Here is an 18362-nt window from a genome sequence, read left to right on the forward strand (position 1 = left end):
CGACAAGGAGGCATCCATGGCCCAACACCCGGCTCATTCGCAAGAACATCGACGGTCAGGGCACCCCTCGCCCGTCGCGATTCAGAAAGCGCTCGCCGGCGTCGACTATCCGACGACGCGCGAGCACCTTGCCGAGACCGCGCGCGCCCATCATGCCGACCAGGATATCGTCGATATGATCGATCGCCTGCCCGACAAGGATTACGACAGCCCCGCCGCCGTTTCGAAGGCGATCGGGCAAATGGAATAGCGGGATGCGGGGCGAGATCGAGCAAGACCGCTCCGAACGCACGTCAAACGATAGGAGAACAGCATGAGCACGACACCCGATCCGATCGGCAGTAAAGGCGAGACGCGTATCGTAGGCAAAGGCAGCGCGAGCGCCGAAGGCCCGGGGCCCTATGTGATGGCCGCCAGCACGCTCGAGGGCGACAAGGTCATGTGCTCGGACGGCAATGAAGTCGGCAAGATCAAAGAGATCATGCTCGACGTCTACACCGGACGTATCGCATATGCGGTGATGTCCGTAGGCGGGTTCCTCGGTATCGGCGACAAACTGCTCGCCATCCCGTGGAACGCCCTGACGCTCGATACCGATCGCAAATGCTTCCAGCTCGCGGTGACGTCCGAGACCGTCAAGAACGCGCCTGGGTTCGATAAGAATCACTGGCCGGCGATGGCTGACGTGGCGTGGGCGAGCGAACTCCATGACTATTACGGCAGCGCGCCGTACTGGCGTGGCCCGGCGGAAATGAGAGGCGGCGACGAAGCGGGAGCGCCGCTCGGCGACGACTTGCCCCACTGATCCGGTGTAAGACCGAACGACCGCCTGGCCGTGGCGCCGCCGGGCGTCGCAACCACTAACGCTTGGCGCTAAACGAAGGGGCGGCCCAGCCGCCCCTTTGCACGCGTCGCGTGCGATGCAAAGCGTTCGAGTCTCAACCGCCGCCTATTCCCTGCAACACCCTGCCTGTCCCCCCGCATACGGTACATGGCTGGCCTTCCACCATTCCCGTGCCGCGGCACACGTGACATGGGCTTTCGCCAACTCCTGGCGCATCGGGCGGCCCTTCATCGCCTGGGTTCTGCGGCTCGTTGGATTCTTGCATAAGGTCCTCCGTGAAAGTCGGCGCGAGCGCCTTCTAGGTACTGGAGCAACCGGCGGACCGGCGATACCTCGTTGCCAGATTGCCGGCGCCGTGCGATTCAAGAGTGAATGGGAAATTCAGATGTGCACGGCTTCAGGTTTCTGTCCAAACGAGCGTATAAATCGATTCGCGATCTCTTTTAACTCCGGCATAAAGCGTTTTGAATATGCACTTCAATGTTACGAGAAAATGACTCGACCGCAGCTCGAGCCGGATTCTCCCGCCGAAGGCAGGGAAACCGTTTTCAATCATCGTATTCCTCATAACGTAAGTAGGTCGCGATGGAAACGTGGTCATTCCGTATTGCGAACCGCGCCCATCGGTATTAGTATGTGCCCAACGTCGAATCGCCAATGATGGCTCGCCGGAAAGCGAGAATCCGAAACAATTACCCATCACCCGATCGGCAGAGTGGTTAATGACTGCAATAAATTCCTTCCCGATGTCTTCGAGGAAGGGCGTGAAACACGTAATTCGTAACATATAACACGAGAGGGCCTCATGCATTGGTTGGGCAGATTGACGGAATATTTTCCGGTTTTCGTCGCTCCTTGCCTCCGACTATGTAATTGATACGCGATCCCCGGGGTGCGTACAGGTAGTTGCGTCCGCAACCAGATCGATTAAAACAACTGAGGCCTTTCGAAATCAGGAGTTGAGCATGTTGAGTCCTCATGAAATTGCGACGTTGATTCTGGTTCGGGATGCCCCTGATCAGATAGAGGCCGACCGTGCCGAACTCAGCACGTTGCTCGAGCGCGAGCTCGTCGCGCTCGAACGAGCGGAGCGTGGTCTTTCGCGCCCACGCATCACACAGAACGGTAATTCCGTACTGGAAGCCTGCTCGCGCATCCGCTGACGAAGGGCTCGCGGTCCGCGCCGCATGCCCGAGAAATCTCACGCTATTCAGTCAACATAGATAGGAGTACTAAGGAAATGACTCGCAAGGTCGCCCTCGTGACCGGAGGGATGGGTGGAATCGGTGAAGCAATCAGCGTCCGGCTGCACGATGCCGGGCATCAGGTGCTCGTCACCTACTCTCCGAGCAACACGAACGCGGACAACTGGTTGTCCAAGATGGAAGCTGAAGGCAGACAGTTCCGCGCCTACGCTGTCGACGTAGCGGACTATGCTTCGTGCGAGCGCTGCGCCGCGCAGATCCGCGAGGAAGTCGGGGCGGTCGATATATTGATCAACAATGCCGGCATTACCCGCGACGCGAGCTTCAAGAAGCTCGATAAGGGCGCTTGGGACGCCGTGCTGCGTACGAACCTCGACTCCGTCTTCAACATGACGAAGCAATGGTACGAAGGCATGACGACGCGCGGTTGGGGACGAATCATCAACATTTCGTCCGTGATCGGCTGCAAGGGCGGCTTCGGGCAGTCGAACTATGCGGCCGCGAAGGCCGGCATGCACGGCTTCACGAAATCGCTGGCGCTCGAGCTCGCACGCAAGGGCGTGACCGTCAACACCGTCTCGCCCGGCTTCATCGCCACGCGCATGGTCATGGCCGTGCCGGAGGAAGTGCTCAAAACGAAGATCCTCCCGGAAATACCGGTCGGGCGGCTAGGCAAACCGGAGGAAGTCGCGGCGCTCATCGCCTACCTCTGCTCCGACGACGCAGGCTTCGTCACTGGAGCCAACATTTCGATCAACGGCGGGCAGCATCTGCAGTGATCGAAGCCGGCCGGCGGCCCGACGTTCGATGAGCCACGGCCGCGCAATCGGAATCGGAAATGGAGCGGTAGGAGGAGACAGCGCAGCGAGAAATCCACGGACAATCGCGCCCGGGGCCGTTCACACCAATTCGAGGCCCTAACGTTCCGCCCCCGTTCGTCATGCCCGTGCGTCGCGCATCGGGCGCGGCCGAACGGAATTCGCCGCGCGCTGCCTGAGTCGCCTCAGGCAGCGCGCGGCTTCTTTTACGCCCGTCCCTCCGGCTCATTCTTGCGCGGCTGCGCGCGTTTGCGCTCAGGCACCGTTTTTGCAGCAGGCGTCGAAGGCTGACGGCGTCATCGCCGGCGTGCGCGCTCGGCAACGATGTCCACGGCCCGGAGACTCGGAGCCGCAGCCCTTCCATCGTATCGACAGGACTGCCTATGCCTCTTTCCGTCGCGCGACGCCTTGCCATCGCCGTCTTGCTGCTCGCCGGCATCAGCCATGGCGCCGAGCCAATCCAGACGTTCGAGCTGCCGCGAAGCGCCGTTCGTTCCCCGCCGGCCGCGCAACGCAATCCGCACGCGGAGCCCTCGCCCGTCGAGCCGGTGCCGCCATCCGATCTCTATGGCGATCTCTACGGCGCCGTCGAGCTCGGCGGCGTCTTTCCAGACAGCAAAACCTTCGCCGACATGATCCCGAATGCGCCGCCGCCGCAGATCGTTTCGGACTACGAAGCAGCCCGTGGCCAACCCGGCTTCGATCTACGCGGTTTCGTCGATAGTCATTTCAGCGGACCGCCGCGTTCCGACAGCAACTACGTATCCGATCCCAACCAGAACGTCGTCGAGCATATCGACACGCTCTGGAACGTCTTGCGGCGCGGGCCCGACGCCGTCGTGAGCCGCTGGTCGTCGCTGCTGCCGCTGCCCAAGCCCTACATCGTTCCGGGCGGGCGCTTCGACGAGGTCTATTACTGGGATTCGTATTTCATCATGCTCGGGCTCGAACAAAGCGGGCGCCACGACCTCGCCGTCGACGAGCTCGACGACTTCGCGACGCTGATCGATCGCTACGGCCACATCCCTAACGGCAACCGGACGTACTACCTGAGCCGCTCACAACCGCCCTTCTTCGCGCAGATGGTCGGCCTCGTCGCGAATGAGGACGGCGACAAGGTCTATCTGCGCTATCTGCCCGAATTGAAAGCCGAATACACGTATTGGATGGACGGCTCGGATACGCTCGCGCCGGGGCACGCGTTTCGCCACCTCGTGAGGCTACCGGACGGCACACTGCTGAACCGATACTGGGACGATCGCGACACGCCGCGCGACGAGTCGTATCGCGAAGACATCGCAACCGCGCAGCGAGTACCGCAGCGAAACTCGGCCGACCTTTGGCGCAATTTGCGCGCGGGCGGAGAAACGGGATGGGATTTCAGCTCACGCTGGTTCGCCGACGATCGGACACTATCCTCCATCGACGTCACCTCTCTCATTCCCGTCGATCTCAACGCACTGCTCTACGGGCTCGAGACGACGCTCGCCAAGGCGTACCGCGTAAAGGGCGATGCGGCGCATGCCGAAAATATGCAGATACGCGCGCGCTCGCGCGCCGATGCAATCCGCCGGATTCTGTGGGATTCCAAGCTGCAGGCGTTCAGCGACTACAACTTCGTCGAGCGCACGCTCACTCATCGGCTTACCGCCGCAACGGTCTATCCGCTCTTCGCCGGCGTGGCGACGCGCGATCAGGCGCGCAAGGTCGCCAGTGCCGTCGGGCACGGCCTGTTGAGACCGGGCGGGATGGCCACGACGCAAACGCGCACCGGCCAGCAATGGGACGAGCCCGACGGCTGGGCTCCGCTGCAATACCTCGCCGTCACGGGCCTGCGTCGCTATGGCGAGAGCGAGCTCGCGCGCGAGATCGCGACGCGCTGGATCCGGACCACCGTCGAGTACTACATCCGGACGGGCAAGCTAGTGGAGAAATACGACATCGACACGCGCTCGAGCGCCGCGTCGGCGGGCGGTGGCGAGTATCCCCTGCAGGACGGCTTCGGCTGGACCAACGGCACGTTGCGTGTGCTGATCGCGCTTTATCCGGATGCAGTCGATGTCAAGGCGGCGCGCCCCGCGGCGGCTTCGGCCTCCTTCGCTGGGGCTCCCCCGGACACGCCGCCACCGCCGCACAAATGAGCCCGATCGTCAGGACTCCTTGAGGTCTGGAGGCATCTTTCCTTCGCGTTCGCCTTCGTATTGACGTTCGGACTCCTCGCCCGCGCCGTAGGGGGTCTCGATCCGGTCCGGTTGAATATCGGCATCCTCCGTCAGCGTCGAATCGCCTTCGGCCGATGACCGCTCGCCGGTTCCCGTACTGTCCGTATCGCTCGAAAGCTCGCTTTCACCGATCTCGAGAGCGTGCTCGTCCAGTTCCGTGTCGCGATCGAATTCGTGCCGCTTTGCGCCGGCTATGTCACTGCCCGAATCCGAGGTGTCGCTCGGCCCGAGCGCGCCCGTGTCTCGACCCTCGTCGGACGGTTCCGGCGGAGGGTTGTCGGGATCCAATGTGCTGCCCATGGCGTCATCTCCTCGTTGAACTGATGAACGAATGGTGAACTCGTCGAGGACTGTCTCATCCCCACCCTGGTTGCCAGCAACGCGCGCGCCTATGGGGCCGTTGCGCGCAGTCGGCCCCGATTCCGCTCCCCGCGTGGGCCTCCTGGGCACGCTCGATGCGCCGCATTCCTTGAGTCTTATTCGTCGAAGGAGCGCCTATGAATCCGCATGCAGGTCGATCGCAAGACGAGCGCGTCTCCGCGCGCAAACGAAAAGGACTGCCTTCGCTCGAGCAGCCCGGCGGCCGAATGGCCGCCGACCAGACCGAGGCCGATCCGACGCATAGCTGCGGCGAGCTCTCGGAGGAAGGAAAGGAAGTCTGGCGCAAAGGTTCCGGCCTCGACGGCGGCGGCAAAAGCGAATAGCCGCCGACTGTCCCATCGAAACGCCCTTTGCGGGAACGACAGGCATCAATCGGAGATCAGTCATGCGTAGTCAAAGAATGTCCGGAAACACCACTGACCCGCGCCCGGCGGGCGCACGGATCGTCGGTAAAGGCAGCGAGACGGCGGAAGGGCCGGGCCCCGACGTCATGGCGGCCAGTACGCTGGACGGCGACAGGATCCTCAGCACGGACGGCGATGAAGTGGGCAAGGTGAAAGACATCATGCTCGACGTTCAGACGGGACGCATCGCTTACGTCGTCATGTCGTCGGGCGGCTTTCTCGGTATCGGCGACAAGCTGCTCGCCATTCCGTGGAGCGCAATGACGCTCGACACGACGCGCAAGTGCTTTTTGCTCGCGCTGTCGTCCGAACGCATCAAGAATGCGCCGGGATTCGACCGAGACCACTGGCCGGCGATGGCCGACCGCTCGTGGGCCACGTCGCTTCACGAGTACTACGGCCGCGAGCCCTATTGGCGCAGCCTCGGCGCCGACGACGAGTATGAGCGAGGCGTCGGCACAGCTGCGGAGGATCTCGATCCCGACGCGCCCGAATCAGGTGGCGTCAAGCTGTAGATGTAGGAGCTCTTCCCCTCCCTCAGCCCGGAGATGCGCCGCTCGTTGCATCGGGGCGGCGAGCGGGGGCGTTGCTCTCGTGGCCGGGAGGTTTCGCGCGCTCGCGCGAAGTGTCGCCGCCCGTTCCGCTACTGGCCTGCGGGACCGCTGTTGTTCCCGGGGCCGCCGTCGATGCTCCGGCCGTGCCTACGCCGCCCTCGGTTCCGGGCTTTCGCGCGGACTCGTCAGTGACGACCCCTTGCGCGAACGCGTTGCCGCACAGCGCCGCGAATACGCCGGCGGCGACCGTTCGTGCGAAGTGAGAAAAAGGCTCCATTCGATGTCTCCGTCATCCGTCCGACACGCCGCGCCAATGCATGGGCCGAGACGCGCGGCGTCCTTATTGCACTAGGTCACGGCGTTCACTTGTGCAGGACGTGCCGCAATACTCTGACTTCACGTGGCGTGACCGGCTCCGCCTCGTTGCCCCAGGCACTACGCACGAAAGTCAACACGCGCGCCATTTCAGTATCGGTGAGCTTGGCGGCGAACGACGGCATTCGTTCGGGCTTCGGGCCGCCATCGGTTTGGGCCGCGCGCCCACCTTCAATCAGCAGCCGCATCAATGAAGTCGTCTCGGGTGCGATGACTGTCGGGTTGCCCGCGAGGCGCGGGTATTTGCCCGCCTCTCCCCGTCCATCTTCCTTATGGCAGCGCGCACAAAATGCGCTGTAGATGCCCGCGCCGGGCACTTCGATCGCGCCTGTACGCAGCACGTTGACAGTACGGTCGCTCTTTTCCTGATCGCTGTTCGCGTGGCCGCTCTTCGCGCGAGGCGGCAACGTCTTGAGATAGGCAGCGATGGCATGGCGGTCGGCATCGCTCATGTATTGCCCGCTGTCCTCGATCACCTCGACCATGCTGCCGAATGCCGCAAGGCCGCCACCGTGACCGTATCTCAGGAATTCGGCAATATCGTTCGCCGAGAATCGGCCGAGCCCCGAGCCGGGGTCTCCCGTCAGATTCGGCGCAAACCAATGATCGAGCGTGCCGCCGGTGAGATAGAGCGGATCGCCGTCGCTGAGCCCGCGCTCCTGATAAGCCGGGCCCCGCGGCGTATGGCAGGCGCCGCAATGGCCGAGCCCCTGCACGAGATAAGCGCCGCGGTTCCATTGCACGCCGCGGTCCTCGCGCGGCGAGAACCTTTCGTGCGAAGCGAAGAACTCGTCCCAGAACACGAGCGCCCAGCGCTGGTTGAACGGGAAAGGCAGATCCGTCTCGGGCGCGGGTCTCGCCACCGGCTTCACGCCGTGCATGAAATACGCGTAAAGCGCATGCATGTCGTCGTCGCTGATCTTCGCGAACGAGGGATAAGGCATCGCCGGATAGAGCCGCTTGCCGCCGGGCGCAACGCCCTCGCGCACGGCCCGCTCGAAGTCGCCATAGCTATAGCGGCCGATGCCGTAGGTCGGATCGGGCGTAATGTTGCTCGTCCAGATCGTTCCGAATGGCGAGCCCATCGGCAGTCCGCCCGCGAACGGATCGGTCTTCTTGCCGCCGTTTCTCGCCGGCGCCGCCGTGTGACATCCGGCGCAATCGCCGAGCTTCGCGAGGTAGGCGCCGCGCTCGATCAGCGCTGGCGAGACATCCCCTCCGGCGCCGGATGTCTGTGAACGCGCCGGTGTAACGCGGACGACGAAGATGGCCGCCACGGCGAATGCGATCAGGACAGCGAACGCTGCTCCGGCATAACGCCGCGCCGACAAGACGAACCGTGCAAACAAGATCAACCTCCGGTCCCCCGCGCGTCCCACCGTCAGCCGCACGAGGAAATCAACCCCGTCGCGATGTCGGTGGCGACGAGCGCGAAGAGAAATACGACGCTCGACAGGAATCCCACGCGCGCGACGAACGTCTCGCCGTTCGGACGGATTCCCTGCTGGCCGGCCTTCTCGCCCGGCGATTTCGCCGCGAGGCGGCGCCAGTAGCGCCAGCAGAAATAGGTCCCGGCGATACCGACAAGCAGTGCCGCCGCGCTCACGCCGATGACGGCGCGCAACGCGGCGTCCGCATACGAGGCTCGCATCGGCGCATCGTAGGGAAAGCAGCTTTGCGCGACGAGGGCTTCGGCGATGGCGACCTGCATCGTCCATGCGGCCGGCGCCGCGAGCACCGCGACGAACACTCGCCACGGCGATATCGATTGGGCATTGCGTGTCATTTCCATGAGCCTTTCCACTTTTCTCCCACGCTGCGCGCGCAAAATCGTTATCTGATCCAGTACGGCGTCAGATAGATCGTCGTGAAGATGAAGAGCCACACCACATCGACGAAGTGCCAATAGAGCCCACCGATCGTCAATGCGGCGTGACGATGCGCTTCGAAGTAACCGAGTGCGGTCCACGTGCAGAGCAAGATCAGCACGACGAGGCCGACGAGCACGTGAGCCATGTGAAACCCGGTGATCGTGAAATAGAGCGAGCCGTATAGATTCGAAGTCAGTCCGTACGGGTGCGCATGCCACTCATGGAGCTGGATTCCCACGAAGACGATGCCGAGCACGATGGCAACGATCATCGATATGACGGCGGGCCGCACACGCCCGCGTTTGACGAACCGCTCGCAAAGCCAGACGAAGCCGCTGCTCGACAGAAGAATCAGCGTATTGATCGAGCCGAGCGGAAGCTTCGGGAGGCCTTCAGGCGGCCAATGCCGTGTGTTCTGCACGGCGAGGTAAAAGTACGAAAAGATCAGATAGCCGAAGAGCGACCCTTCGGTCACGATCAGCATGAGGCACGCGAGCCAGCCGGCTGCCCGCTCGCCGGCACTGCCGACGGGAACGGTGTTGCCGGGCTGGAGCAAGACTGCCGATTGCGCATCGCTCGCCATGGTCAACCTCCCGAAGCCGGTTCCGGCTCGCGCTGGATCAAGGCGCGCTCCGGCCAGAGCCAGACGATCAGCGATATCGCGCAGGCGGCAAGCATCAGCCCTGTAAAGACCCAGGCACGAAAGGCGAGCCCGGTGAAAAAAAGCGCCCCGAACAATGCCAGGAAGAATGGCGTGTAAGAGTCCTCGGGCATCTTGAGAATGACGTACGGCTCGGCTTCGAGGGCGGTCGTTCCGAGCGCCTCGCGTCCCCGGTCGAGCAGATAGCCCTCGGTGATGCGCGAGCGCGGTCCGTCTTCGCTCTCGCCTTCGATACGCCCCTCCCAAAGCGGATGGCGGCTCGCGACGATCGGCAGCACGGCGAAGTTGTACGGCGGCGGCGGCGACGATGTCGCCCATTCGAGTGAATGGCCGTCCCACGGGTTGTCGCCCGCGATCGGCCCGTGCTTGCGGCTATAAAACACGTCGACGAGAAAGAGCAGCACGCCCACGGCGAAAACGAACGATCCGATCGTGGTGAGCAAGTTCACCGTATTCCAGCCCATGTTCGGCGCATAGGTGTAGATCCGCCGCGGCATGCCGAGCAGCCCCGCGATATGCATCGGGAAAAAGCCGAGATTGAAGCCGATGAACATGAGCCAGAACACGATGCGGCCGAGCCGCTCGCTCATCATGCGGCCCGTGAATTTGGGAAACCAGAAGTAGATCGCGCCTACAACAGGAAACACGTTGATGCCGATCAGCACGTAATGCAGATGCGCGACGATGAAGTAGGTGTCGGTGAGCTGCCAGTCGAGCGGAACGGCCGCCGTCATGACGCCCGACACGCCGCCGATCACGAAAAGCAGCACGAAACCGGCGAAGAAGAAGAACGGGACGCGATACACGGGCCGGCCGGTCCAGATCGTCGCCACCCAGGCAAACGTCGCGACGGCGCTCGGTATCGTGATGATCATGCTTGCCGATCCGAAGAAAGAGAGCGCGAGCGGCGGTAGCCCCGTCGCGAACATATGGTGGATCCAGACGACGAAGCCGATCACCATCGTCGCCACCGTTGAAATCGCAACGGGCCCGTAGCCGACGAGCGGGCGCCGGCAGAACACGGGCAGCGCGTCGGAGACGATGCCCATCGCGGGCAGCACGACCACATAGACCCACGGATGCGCGAAGATCCAGAACATGTGCTGCCAGAGCAACGCGTGGCCACCGGCCGTCACATCGAAGAAATGAGTGCCGATGCGGCGATCGAGCCAGAGCATGAAGAAAGCGAGGCTGACGGACGGCACGGCAAATAAATTGGCGCCCGAGATCGTCAACGTGCCCCACACGAGCACCGGTATCCGATCGAGCGACATGCCTGCCGCGCGCATTCTCAACAGCGTGACGATGAAGTTCACCGCACCGACCGTCGTCGAGATGCCGAGCAGCACCATGCCGAGCGCATAGACATCGATGTTGGGGCCGACATCGTAAGCGAGCCCCGAAAGCGGCACGTAATTGAACCATCCGGCATCGGCGCCCAGTCCGAGCGGAAAGCTCGCATAGAGAAAGATGCCGGCAAAGATATAGACCCAATACGAAAACGCGTTGAGCCTCGGCAAGGCCATGTCGCGCGCGCCGAAAACGAGCGGCCAGAGATAGTTGGAGAACCCCGAGAGCACGGGCAACGCATAGAGGAAGATCATCGTCAGCCCGTGCATCGTGAAAAGCTGGTTGTATGCTTCGGGCGTCAGCAGCGTCTCGTTCGGCCCCGCAAGCTGAATTCTCATCACGAGCGCTTCGAGCCCACCGATCAGCAGAAAGACGAACGAAGTGACGAGATAGCGAAGGCCGATTTCCTTATGATCGACCGTCGAAAACCATCCCCGCCAGCCGGGCCGTGTCTCCCACATCTCGCGAAGGCGCGCCTCGCCTTCGGCGTCGATGCTTCCGCGCACGAGCGGCCGCGACAGCCGCAAGGAGTTCTGCGATTCGCCGGGAAGGGACGGTGACGATGCGGGCGTATCGGACATCGACAAGCTCCTTTGTTATTGCAGCGTGGCGAGATAGGCGGACAAGGCAGTTGCATCGGATGCCGACAAGGGCATCGAAGGCATCAACGAATCGCGCTTCAATTGCTGCGCGTGCTCGATCCAGTCGAGCCGGTTTTCCGGCGTATTCGTGAGCTGGCCCGCCGCGATGAGCCGCCGCGACGCGAGATGAGTGAGGTCGGGCCCTTGCATGCCCGCCGCTCCGCCTCCGCGCACGCTATGACAACCCGCGCAACGATCGTTGAAAATTCGCTTGCCGGCGATTGCGTCGGGCGCCGTCGGCGCCGCGGCACCTTGCTCCTGCAAACGTCGCCATGCATCGAACTGCGCGGCCGGCTCCGCGACGACTTCGAACGCCATGTGCGCATGCTGCGCACCGCAAAACTGCGAACACTGCCCGCGATAGATACCCGGCGCATCGGCTTCGATCCACTGCTCGTTGATCTGGCCGGGAATCGTCTCGGTCTTGCCCGCGAGTTGCGGCACCCAGAATGCGTGAATCACATCGGCGCTGCGCAGCTTCACCTGTACCGGCACGCCAACGGGAATATGAATTTCGTTCGCCGTCGCGAAGCTCTGCGAAGGATTGTCCGCATCCGGGTATTCGACTTTCCACCACCAGTCGTACGCGGTGACGTCGATCGTCAGTCCGGGCTCGCGATGCGGCGACGCGACCGTTTCAAGCGTCACCATCGTATAAATGAGCGCCGCGAACAGCGCGACGGTCGATATTCCCGTTCCGACATAGATCCACCGTACACCGACCGATTCCGCCCCGACGCGGTCGGACCGCCCGCCCGGCCGCCTGCGTGCGATCGCTCCCAGGAGCAGGACGGCGATGATGATGACGACCGCCGAGACCAACGCGATGAGCGCCCACTCGAGCTGCTGCGTCGGCTCGCTCGCCGGTCCCGCCGCATGGGCGAGATACTCGAGCGGCGCCGTTTTCATTGTCCGCTGGAAGAACCGTCGTCCCGCTGCTTGCCGGGCGCGCTACCGGGCGCTCCGTCGTCTTCGCTCGGCTTGCCCTCGCCGTTGGCCTCGCGCTCGGGTTCGATTCGCGTCGCGCCCCCGACTGCCGTCGGATCGCTGGCCGGGAACGTATCCTCGACGCCTCGGTCGATGCGCTCTTCGTCATGTTCATCGGTATGACGTTGATGCTGCGCTTGCCGGACTTCCTTGTCTTTGTCGCCCATGATGCTCTGCCTTTCGTTGATGCATCGAACGTCCCGCGAGCCGCAAGCCTTATGCCTGGTTCAGGCCGAGCAACCGCTCCACGACCACTCGCATCGCCGTGTAAAAGCTTCCCTGAATTCTCTGGCCAGCGCACGCTTCGATGCGGCCGAAGCCCTTTGTCGGGAGCCGCGCGCACGGTGCGTGCCAGCACACGCGCCGGGCATAGCGATTGCGGACGTTCGTGCACGTTTGTTTGTCTGCTTTCTTTTGTCAATCCATTGCCGCCATGACCCCATGAACGAAGGAGAAGAATCCTCCACGCAAGCAGGCCATCAAGAAGAGCCGGGCAAAAGCGAAGACCGCTCGAACGGCGACGATCGCCCCGATCAGAAAGAGTCCGAAGGCACAGGAAACACGCGCAAGCCCCGCAAAAAGCTGCCGCTCGTCATTCTCGCGGTAGCCGTCGTGGCAATCGGAATTGGTGCGTTCTTCTGGTGGTTCTCCACACGCAACCAGGAATCGACCGATGATGCCTATACCGACGGCAACGCGATAGCAATCGCGCCGAAGGTCTCGGGCTATGTCGTCAGTCTTGCGATCAACGACAACGTCTACGTCCACAAAGGCGACCTGCTGCTCGTCATCGACAAGCGCGACTACCAGGCGCGCGTCGACGAAGCACGAGCCCAACTCGGCCTCGCCGATGCCCAATTACATGCGGCCGAAGTGCAGCTCGACATCGCGCGCGTGCAGTATCCGGCCGCCTATCGGCAGGCTCAGGCGGAAACGGAATCGGCTCGCGCGGACCTGCGGCAAGCCGAGAAGGACTATGCGCGCGAGCACGGCGTCGACCTGCGCGCAACGACGCAGCAAAACGTCGACGCGGCCGACGCGCGCGCCGCGACCGCGCGCGCCAACGTCAGGCAAGCCGACGCGCGCCTCGCCACGGCGGCGCTCGTGCCCGATCAGATCCGCCAGGCGACCGTCGCCGTCGAGGAGCGCCGCGAGTCCGTCTCTCAGGCCCATGCGCAACTGGCTCAGGCCGAGCTCAACCTCGGCTGGTGCGAGATTCGCGCGCCGGCGGACGGCTGGGTGACCCGTCGCAACGTGCAGCTCGGCAGCTATCTACAGGCCGGCACGACGCTCTTTTCGCTCGTGACGCCGCCCGTCTGGGTCGTGGCGAATTACAAGGAATCTCAGCTCGATCGGATGCGCCCGGGCGACAAGGTCAAGATCGACGTGGACGCGTACCCGAGCCTCGAACTGCATGGCCATGTCGACAGCGTCCAGCAGGGCAGCGGCTCGCGCTTTTCCGCCTTCCCTGCCGAGAACGCGACGGGCAATTTCGTGAAAATCGTCCAGCGGGTGCCGGTGAAAATCGTCATCGACAGCGGAATGCCGAAGGATCATCCGTTACCGTTCGGACTCTCGGTCGAGCCGACCGTTTATTTCAAGTGACCGATATGACCCGAGCGACGAGTTGACGAAATGCCGACCGAGCAATGGCGCCCCTCAGCGAACCCGTGGCTCATCGCCGTCGTCGTAACGTTGGCGGCGTTCATGGAGATCCTCGATACGACGATCGTCAACGTCGCGTTGCCGCACATCGCGGGGACGATGTCGTCGAGCTACGATCAGGCAACATGGACGCTGACTTCGTATCTCGTCGCGAACGGCATCGTGCTGCCGATCTCGGCCTTCCTCGCGCGGCTCATCGGCCGCAAACGCTACTTCATGCTCTGCATCGTCTCGTTCACCGTCTGCTCGTTTCTCTGCGGTATCGCGACGAATTTAGGAGAACTTATCGTATTTCGCGTGCTGCAAGGGTTCTTCGGCGGCGGCTTGCAACCGAATCAGCAGTCGATCATTCTCGATACGTTTCCCCCCGCCCAGCGAAGCCGCGCGTTTTCGATTTCGGCCGTGGCGATCGTCGTCGCACCGGTACTCGGGCCGACGCTCGGCGGCTGGATCACGGACCACTTCAGCTGGCGCTGGGTGTTTCTGCTCAACGTGCCCGTCGGCATCGTCACGACGCTCGGCGTGCAGGCGCTCGTCGAAGACCCGCCTTGGGCCCGCAAAAGCGGCGAAAAGCTGTCGATCGACTATATCGGCATCGCGCTTTTGGCCGTGGGCCTCGGCTGTCTCCAGGTCATGCTCGATCGGGGCGAGGACGAAGACTGGTTCGGCTCCGGCTTCATTTGCACGTTCGCGGCGCTGGCGGCAATCGGGATCGTCGGCGCTTCGGTTTGGCTCAGCTATGCGAAGCACCCGGTCGTGCGGCTCGACGTGATGAAAGACCGAAACTTTGCGCTCGGCTGCGTCGCCATGTCGGCGTTCGCGATGATCCTTTACGGCAGCGCAGTACTGATCCCGCAACTGGCCCAGCAGCACCTCGGATACACCGCAACGTTGGCGGGCCTCGTGCTGTCCCCCGGAGCCGTGCTGATCACGATGGAGATCCCGATCGTGAGCCGCCTGATGCCGCATATCGAAACGCGCTTCATCATCGCTTTCGGCTTCGCGGTGCTGGCGGCCGCGCTCGCGTACACGCACACGCTCGCACCCGACATCGATTACGAGACGCTCGTCAAGATGCGCCTCGCGCAATCCGTCGCCATCGGCTGCCTCTTCGTGCCGATCACGTCGATCGCCTATGTGAGCATACCGCCCGATCTCAACAACGATGCCTCGGCACTGTTTACGATGTTCCGCAACGTCTTCGGATCGGTGGGCATTTCCGTCTCGACCGCGCTCGTGCGGGAGCGTGCTCAGGCACGCATGGCGCACTTGTCTCCGCATATGTCGACGCTCTCGCAGAACTTCGTCGATGCGACGCACGAGCGCGCCGCGGCCATCACGAGCTTCGTCGGTCAGCCTCCCGCGCTGGCCGCGCAAACAGCCAACGGAATGATGTATCAGACGTATATCGAGCAGGCATCGACGCTCGCCTATATCGACGTCTTCGCGATGCTGACGATCCTGTGCGCAGTCTGCGTGCCCTTCATGTTCTTCTTTTCGCCCGGAAAGGCGGCCGGCGGCGGGGGGCATTGAGCGATGACGACGAGGAAGAGACGCCCCCCACGCTCGTTTCGTTGCCGGCTCGGCCTGCTCCTCACTGTTGCCGCCACGCTGGCCGCGTGCACGGTCGGCCCCGACTTCCGCCCGCCGGATGCGCACGCGCCCGCCGGGTGGCGCGACCTGCAGCGCAACGATGAGACGGCAACGGCGGGGCCGGCGCGGCACGAATCGCCCGTCGTCGTCGATGCCGACCCGGATCCTCGCTGGTGGCATGCGTTTCACGACCCGATGTTGGACCGGCTGATCGAGCGCGCGCGGGCCGGCAATCTCGACTTGCAGCAAGCGGTCCTGCGTATCGCCGAGGCTCGTCTCCAGGTGCAATCGACGGCGGCGCAAGGGCTGCCGAACCTGCGCGCGAGCGCCCGCTATCAGCGCGAACAACTCGGGCTCAAAGGGCTTCTCCAGGAGAATGGCCTCTACGACGATGCGAACAGACTCGCGCAGCCAGGTTCGCCTATCGACAAAATCTCCCCGGGTGCCGGAGCCGCCGCCGGCAACGGCCTAAAAAACGCACTCGATAACCTGAGTTCGCCCATCAATCTCTGGCAGGCCGGCTTCGATGCTTCGTGGGAGCTCGACTTTTTCGGCCGCGTGCGCCGTTCGGTCGAATCGGCGCAGGCTCAGGTTCAGGCGGCCGGCGAAAGCCGCAACGACGCGCTGCTCTCGCTCGAGGCCGAGGTGGCCCAAACCTATTTGCAACTGCGCGGGGCGCAAGCGGGATACGACCTCGCGAAGCAACTCGTCGACGATGCCCAGCAAACGCTGCGGCTCACGCAAAGTCAGGCGTCGGTCGGTCTCGCGAGCGCGCTCGATGCGAAGCAAGCCGCCGCCCAAGTTGCCGACACCGAGGCACAGCTACCGCCCTACGAAGGTCAGATCGTCCAAGCCGAGAACGGGCTCGCGCTGCTCGTGGGCGCACCGCCCGGTTCGCTCGACGCGGAGCTGGAGCGGCACGAAGCGGTCCCGCCGGTGCCTCCGAGCGTGTCGATCGGCCTTCCCGCGACGCTTGCGCGGCGCAGACCGGATATTCGCCAGGCGGAGGCGCAACTGCATGCGGCGACGGCGAACGTCGGCGTGGCCGTCGCGCAGTTCTTTCCCGACATCTCGCTGACGGGGCAAATCGGCACGCGTGCGCAGTACTCCTCCGACCTTGCCCGCTGGTCTCATCTTTTCTATTCGTTCGGGCCCGCCATTTCCCTGCCGATTTTTTCTGGCGGCGCACTACGCGCGAATCTCAAGCTCAGCAACGCGCGGGAAGCCGAGGCGGCGCTCAACTATCGCAAGACGGTGCTCGTCGCGCTGCGCGACGTCGACAACGCGCTCGCCGTCTACCGCAGCGATCTGGCTCACCGCGATGCGCTCGGGCGCAGCGTCGATGCCGACCAATCGGCATTCGATCTTGCGCGCGAACGCTATGCGAAGGGGTTCAGCACGTTCATTCAGGTCCTCGATGCTCAAACTCGCCTTGCGCAGGCGAAACAGCAATACGTGCAGGCGACGACTCAAGTCGCGACCGATCTCGTCGCGCTCTACAAAGCGCTCGGCGGCGGATGGCAGGAAACATGAGGAATAGGGCCGGCCTGCGGCATGCCGCTTGCTGATCGGTTCACGTTCGTAAGCATTCCCTTCGCCGAACGACGATGAACGCACATCAGGATTTACCGGCCAACGCAGCACCCGGCGCCACGCCGATTAAAGACGCCTCCGACGACGCTCACGCCTCGATCGATACCACGCCGATCGCCGCGGTGCGCGCGCGGGCCTATAAAATTCCGACCGACCTGCCCGAAGCGGATGGCACGTTCGAATGGAAAGCGACGACGATGATCGTCGTCGAAATCGAGGCGGGCGGCTGCACCGGGCTCGGCTACACCTATACCGATGCCAGCGCGGCGAGCCTCATCCGCGATACGCTCGCTCCTGAGCTCCTGCATGCGGACGCGCGGCGCATCCGCGCGCTTTCACTGAGGCTCTGGCGGCGCGTGCGCAACCTTGGCCGCTCGGGGCTCGCGGCGACCGCCATCTCGGCCATCGACTGTGCGCTCTGGGACCTCAACGCACGGCTGCTCGAAGTTCCACTCGTGCGCCTGCTCGGCGGCAGGGCGCGCGAGTGCGTGCCAATCTATGGGAGCGGCGGCTTCACGAGCTATACCGATGCACAACTGCGTGAGCAATTCGTGCGTTGGGTCGACAACGACGGCTGCCGGGCGGTGAAGATGAAAGTCGGCAGCGATCCCGCGCGCGATCCGCAGCGCGTGAAAGCGGCGCGCGACGCCATCGGCGAGCGCGAGCTCTTCGTCGATGCAAATGGCGCGCTCACCGTCAAGCAAGCACTCGACTGTGCCGAGCGTTTCGCGCAGCACGGCGTTTCCTGGTTCGAAGAACCTGTCTCATCCGACGACCTCGCCGGACTCAATGCAGTGCGGTGCGCCGCGCCTGCGTCGATGGACATCGCGGCCGGCGAATATGGTTATACGGCCGATGATTTTCGCCACATGCTCGAAGCCGAAGCGGTCGACGTCATGCAGGCGGATCTGACTCGCTGCGGCGGCGTGACGGGTTTTCTGCAAGCGGCTGACCTTTGCGATGCCTGGCACATTCCGCTTTCCGCGCATTGCGCGCCGGCGTTGCATCTGCACGTTGCCGCGGCGGCGCCGCGCCTGCGCCACCAGGAATGGTTCCACGACCACGTTCGCATCGAGTCGATGCTGTTCGACGGCGCGCCGCGTCCGCGGGACGGCGCGATCGTGCCCGACCTCTCACGTCCCGGCTGCGGTCTCGAGCTCAAGCGCCGAGACGCCGAGCGCTACGCGATATGAGCGCG

19 protein-coding genes are annotated in these 18362 nt (G+C 63.6%); 11 read left to right on the plus strand and 8 right to left on the minus strand.

Features of this window, described 5'->3' with window-relative positions:
- The first annotated feature begins 16 nt into the window (after nt 1–16).
- The 5 genes from C9I57_RS01430 (at nt 17) to treF (ending at nt 5008) form a co-directional block, all read left to right on the plus strand.
- Nucleotides 17–250 carry a DUF2795 domain-containing protein gene (locus tag C9I57_RS01430; protein ID WP_107148860.1) on the plus strand — a complete coding sequence of 78 codons (234 nt, stop codon included), beginning with the start codon at nt 17–19 and terminating at the stop codon, nt 248–250.
- Nucleotides 251–313: 63 nt separating this feature from the next.
- Nucleotides 314–805 (plus strand): PRC-barrel domain-containing protein, encoded by a 492-nt coding sequence (locus C9I57_RS01435; RefSeq protein ID WP_107148861.1) that lies wholly within the window; start codon nt 314–316, stop codon nt 803–805.
- A gap of 1004 nt (nt 806–1809) precedes the next feature.
- A complete protein-coding gene (locus C9I57_RS01440) occupies nt 1810–2007 on the plus strand; it encodes a hypothetical protein (protein ID WP_018443944.1) in 198 nt (65 codons plus the stop codon).
- A 77-nt stretch (nt 2008–2084) separates the two neighbouring features.
- On the plus strand, nt 2085–2828 hold the full coding sequence (gene phbB / locus C9I57_RS01445) for an acetoacetyl-CoA reductase (protein WP_107148862.1): 744 nt from the start codon (nt 2085–2087) through the stop codon (nt 2826–2828).
- Nucleotides 2829–3250: 422 nt separating this feature from the next.
- Nucleotides 3251–5008: an alpha,alpha-trehalase TreF gene (gene treF, locus C9I57_RS01450; protein WP_107148863.1), complete on the plus strand. Its 1758-nt coding sequence runs from the start codon at nt 3251–3253 to the stop codon at nt 5006–5008.
- Between the two features lie 9 nt (nt 5009–5017).
- Here treF and C9I57_RS01455 read toward each other — a convergent pair whose 3' ends face one another.
- On the minus strand, nt 5018–5389 hold the full coding sequence (locus C9I57_RS01455) for a chemotaxis protein (protein WP_107148864.1): 372 nt from the start codon (nt 5387–5389) through the stop codon (nt 5018–5020).
- 197 nt (nt 5390–5586) lie between these two features.
- Between C9I57_RS01455 and C9I57_RS01460 the strand changes: the two genes are divergently transcribed.
- Both C9I57_RS01460 and C9I57_RS01465 read left to right on the plus strand, forming a co-directional pair.
- Nucleotides 5587–5793 (plus strand): hypothetical protein, encoded by a 207-nt coding sequence (locus C9I57_RS01460; RefSeq protein WP_107148865.1) that lies wholly within the window; start codon nt 5587–5589, stop codon nt 5791–5793.
- A gap of 77 nt (nt 5794–5870) precedes the next feature.
- Nucleotides 5871–6389 carry a PRC-barrel domain-containing protein gene (locus C9I57_RS01465; RefSeq protein ID WP_107148866.1) on the plus strand — a complete coding sequence of 173 codons (519 nt, stop codon included), beginning with the start codon at nt 5871–5873 and terminating at the stop codon, nt 6387–6389.
- 22 nt (nt 6390–6411) lie between these two features.
- Here C9I57_RS01465 and C9I57_RS01470 read toward each other — a convergent pair whose 3' ends face one another.
- The 7 genes from C9I57_RS01470 to C9I57_RS01500 all read right to left on the minus strand — a co-directional run bounded on the left by C9I57_RS01470 (nt 6412) and on the right by C9I57_RS01500 (nt 12480).
- Complete coding sequence (locus tag C9I57_RS01470; protein ID WP_107148867.1) at nt 6412–6705, minus strand: hypothetical protein; 294 nt, start codon at nt 6703–6705, stop codon at nt 6412–6414.
- A gap of 85 nt (nt 6706–6790) precedes the next feature.
- Nucleotides 6791–8158: a c-type cytochrome gene (locus C9I57_RS01475; protein ID WP_107149233.1), complete on the minus strand. Its 1368-nt coding sequence runs from the start codon at nt 8156–8158 to the stop codon at nt 6791–6793.
- Between the two features lie 26 nt (nt 8159–8184).
- Complete coding sequence (locus tag C9I57_RS01480) at nt 8185–8595, minus strand: hypothetical protein (RefSeq protein ID WP_107148868.1); 411 nt, start codon at nt 8593–8595, stop codon at nt 8185–8187.
- A 41-nt stretch (nt 8596–8636) separates the two neighbouring features.
- Nucleotides 8637–9257, minus strand: coding sequence for a cytochrome c oxidase subunit 3 (locus tag C9I57_RS01485; protein ID WP_107148869.1), 621 nt, complete (start codon nt 9255–9257; stop codon nt 8637–8639).
- A gap of 2 nt (nt 9258–9259) precedes the next feature.
- Nucleotides 9260–11266 carry a cytochrome c oxidase subunit I gene (gene ctaD / locus C9I57_RS01490; protein ID WP_107148870.1) on the minus strand — a complete coding sequence of 669 codons (2007 nt, stop codon included), beginning with the start codon at nt 11264–11266 and terminating at the stop codon, nt 9260–9262.
- 15 nt (nt 11267–11281) lie between these two features.
- Nucleotides 11282–12235: a cytochrome c oxidase subunit II gene (gene coxB, locus C9I57_RS01495; RefSeq protein WP_107148871.1), complete on the minus strand. Its 954-nt coding sequence runs from the start codon at nt 12233–12235 to the stop codon at nt 11282–11284.
- Entirely contained in the window at nt 12232–12480 is a 249-nt protein-coding gene (locus C9I57_RS01500) for a hypothetical protein (RefSeq protein ID WP_107148872.1), read from the minus strand. The genes coxB and C9I57_RS01500 overlap by 4 nt, the downstream gene beginning before the upstream one ends.
- 274 nt (nt 12481–12754) lie before the next feature.
- On the opposite strand from C9I57_RS01500, the gene C9I57_RS01505 reads away from it, so the two are divergent.
- The 4 genes from C9I57_RS01505 to C9I57_RS01520 all read left to right on the plus strand — a co-directional run bounded on the left by C9I57_RS01505 (nt 12755) and on the right by C9I57_RS01520 (nt 18357).
- A complete protein-coding gene (locus tag C9I57_RS01505; protein ID WP_107148873.1) occupies nt 12755–13918 on the plus strand; it encodes an HlyD family secretion protein in 1164 nt (387 codons plus the stop codon).
- A gap of 30 nt (nt 13919–13948) precedes the next feature.
- Entirely contained in the window at nt 13949–15511 is a 1563-nt protein-coding gene (locus C9I57_RS01510; protein ID WP_107148874.1) for a DHA2 family efflux MFS transporter permease subunit, read from the plus strand.
- A gap of 3 nt (nt 15512–15514) precedes the next feature.
- Nucleotides 15515–17104, plus strand: a complete 1590-nt coding sequence (locus C9I57_RS01515; protein ID WP_107148875.1) for an efflux transporter outer membrane subunit — start codon at nt 15515–15517, stop codon at nt 17102–17104.
- A gap of 74 nt (nt 17105–17178) precedes the next feature.
- Nucleotides 17179–18357, plus strand: coding sequence for an enolase C-terminal domain-like protein (locus tag C9I57_RS01520; RefSeq protein WP_258187445.1), 1179 nt, complete (start codon nt 17179–17181; stop codon nt 18355–18357).
- Nucleotides 18358–18362 lie beyond the last annotated feature (5 nt).

Source organism: Trinickia symbiotica (assembly GCF_003028655.1).
Lineage (GTDB): Bacteria > Pseudomonadota > Gammaproteobacteria > Burkholderiales > Burkholderiaceae > Trinickia > Trinickia symbiotica_A.

Excerpts from the sequence above, each read along its gene's own strand:
- C9I57_RS01430 (WP_107148860.1), top strand. The coding sequence starts at position 17 with ATGGCCCAACACCCGGCTCATTCGCAAGAACATCGACGGTCAGGGCAC.
- C9I57_RS01435 (WP_107148861.1), top strand. The coding sequence starts at position 314 with ATGAGCACGACACCCGATCCGATCGGCAGTAAAGGCGAGACGCGTATC.
- C9I57_RS01440 (WP_018443944.1), top strand. The coding sequence starts at position 1,810 with ATGTTGAGTCCTCATGAAATTGCGACGTTGATTCTGGTTCGGGATGCC.
- phbB (WP_107148862.1), top strand. The coding sequence starts at position 2,085 with ATGACTCGCAAGGTCGCCCTCGTGACCGGAGGGATGGGTGGAATCGGT.
- treF (WP_107148863.1), top strand. The coding sequence starts at position 3,251 with ATGCCTCTTTCCGTCGCGCGACGCCTTGCCATCGCCGTCTTGCTGCTC.
- C9I57_RS01455 (WP_107148864.1), bottom strand. The coding sequence starts at position 5,389 with ATGGGCAGCACATTGGATCCCGACAACCCTCCGCCGGAACCGTCCGAC.
- C9I57_RS01460 (WP_107148865.1), top strand. The coding sequence starts at position 5,587 with ATGAATCCGCATGCAGGTCGATCGCAAGACGAGCGCGTCTCCGCGCGC.
- C9I57_RS01465 (WP_107148866.1), top strand. The coding sequence starts at position 5,871 with ATGTCCGGAAACACCACTGACCCGCGCCCGGCGGGCGCACGGATCGTC.
- C9I57_RS01470 (WP_107148867.1), bottom strand. The coding sequence starts at position 6,705 with ATGGAGCCTTTTTCTCACTTCGCACGAACGGTCGCCGCCGGCGTATTC.
- C9I57_RS01480 (WP_107148868.1), bottom strand. The coding sequence starts at position 8,595 with ATGGAAATGACACGCAATGCCCAATCGATATCGCCGTGGCGAGTGTTC.
- C9I57_RS01485 (WP_107148869.1), bottom strand. The coding sequence starts at position 9,257 with ATGGCGAGCGATGCGCAATCGGCAGTCTTGCTCCAGCCCGGCAACACC.
- ctaD (WP_107148870.1), bottom strand. The coding sequence starts at position 11,266 with ATGTCCGATACGCCCGCATCGTCACCGTCCCTTCCCGGCGAATCGCAG.
- coxB (WP_107148871.1), bottom strand. The coding sequence starts at position 12,235 with ATGAAAACGGCGCCGCTCGAGTATCTCGCCCATGCGGCGGGACCGGCG.
- C9I57_RS01500 (WP_107148872.1), bottom strand. The coding sequence starts at position 12,480 with ATGGGCGACAAAGACAAGGAAGTCCGGCAAGCGCAGCATCAACGTCAT.
- C9I57_RS01505 (WP_107148873.1), top strand. The coding sequence starts at position 12,755 with ATGAACGAAGGAGAAGAATCCTCCACGCAAGCAGGCCATCAAGAAGAG.
- C9I57_RS01510 (WP_107148874.1), top strand. The coding sequence starts at position 13,949 with ATGCCGACCGAGCAATGGCGCCCCTCAGCGAACCCGTGGCTCATCGCC.
- C9I57_RS01515 (WP_107148875.1), top strand. The coding sequence starts at position 15,515 with ATGACGACGAGGAAGAGACGCCCCCCACGCTCGTTTCGTTGCCGGCTC.
- C9I57_RS01520 (WP_258187445.1), top strand. The coding sequence starts at position 17,179 with ATGAACGCACATCAGGATTTACCGGCCAACGCAGCACCCGGCGCCACG.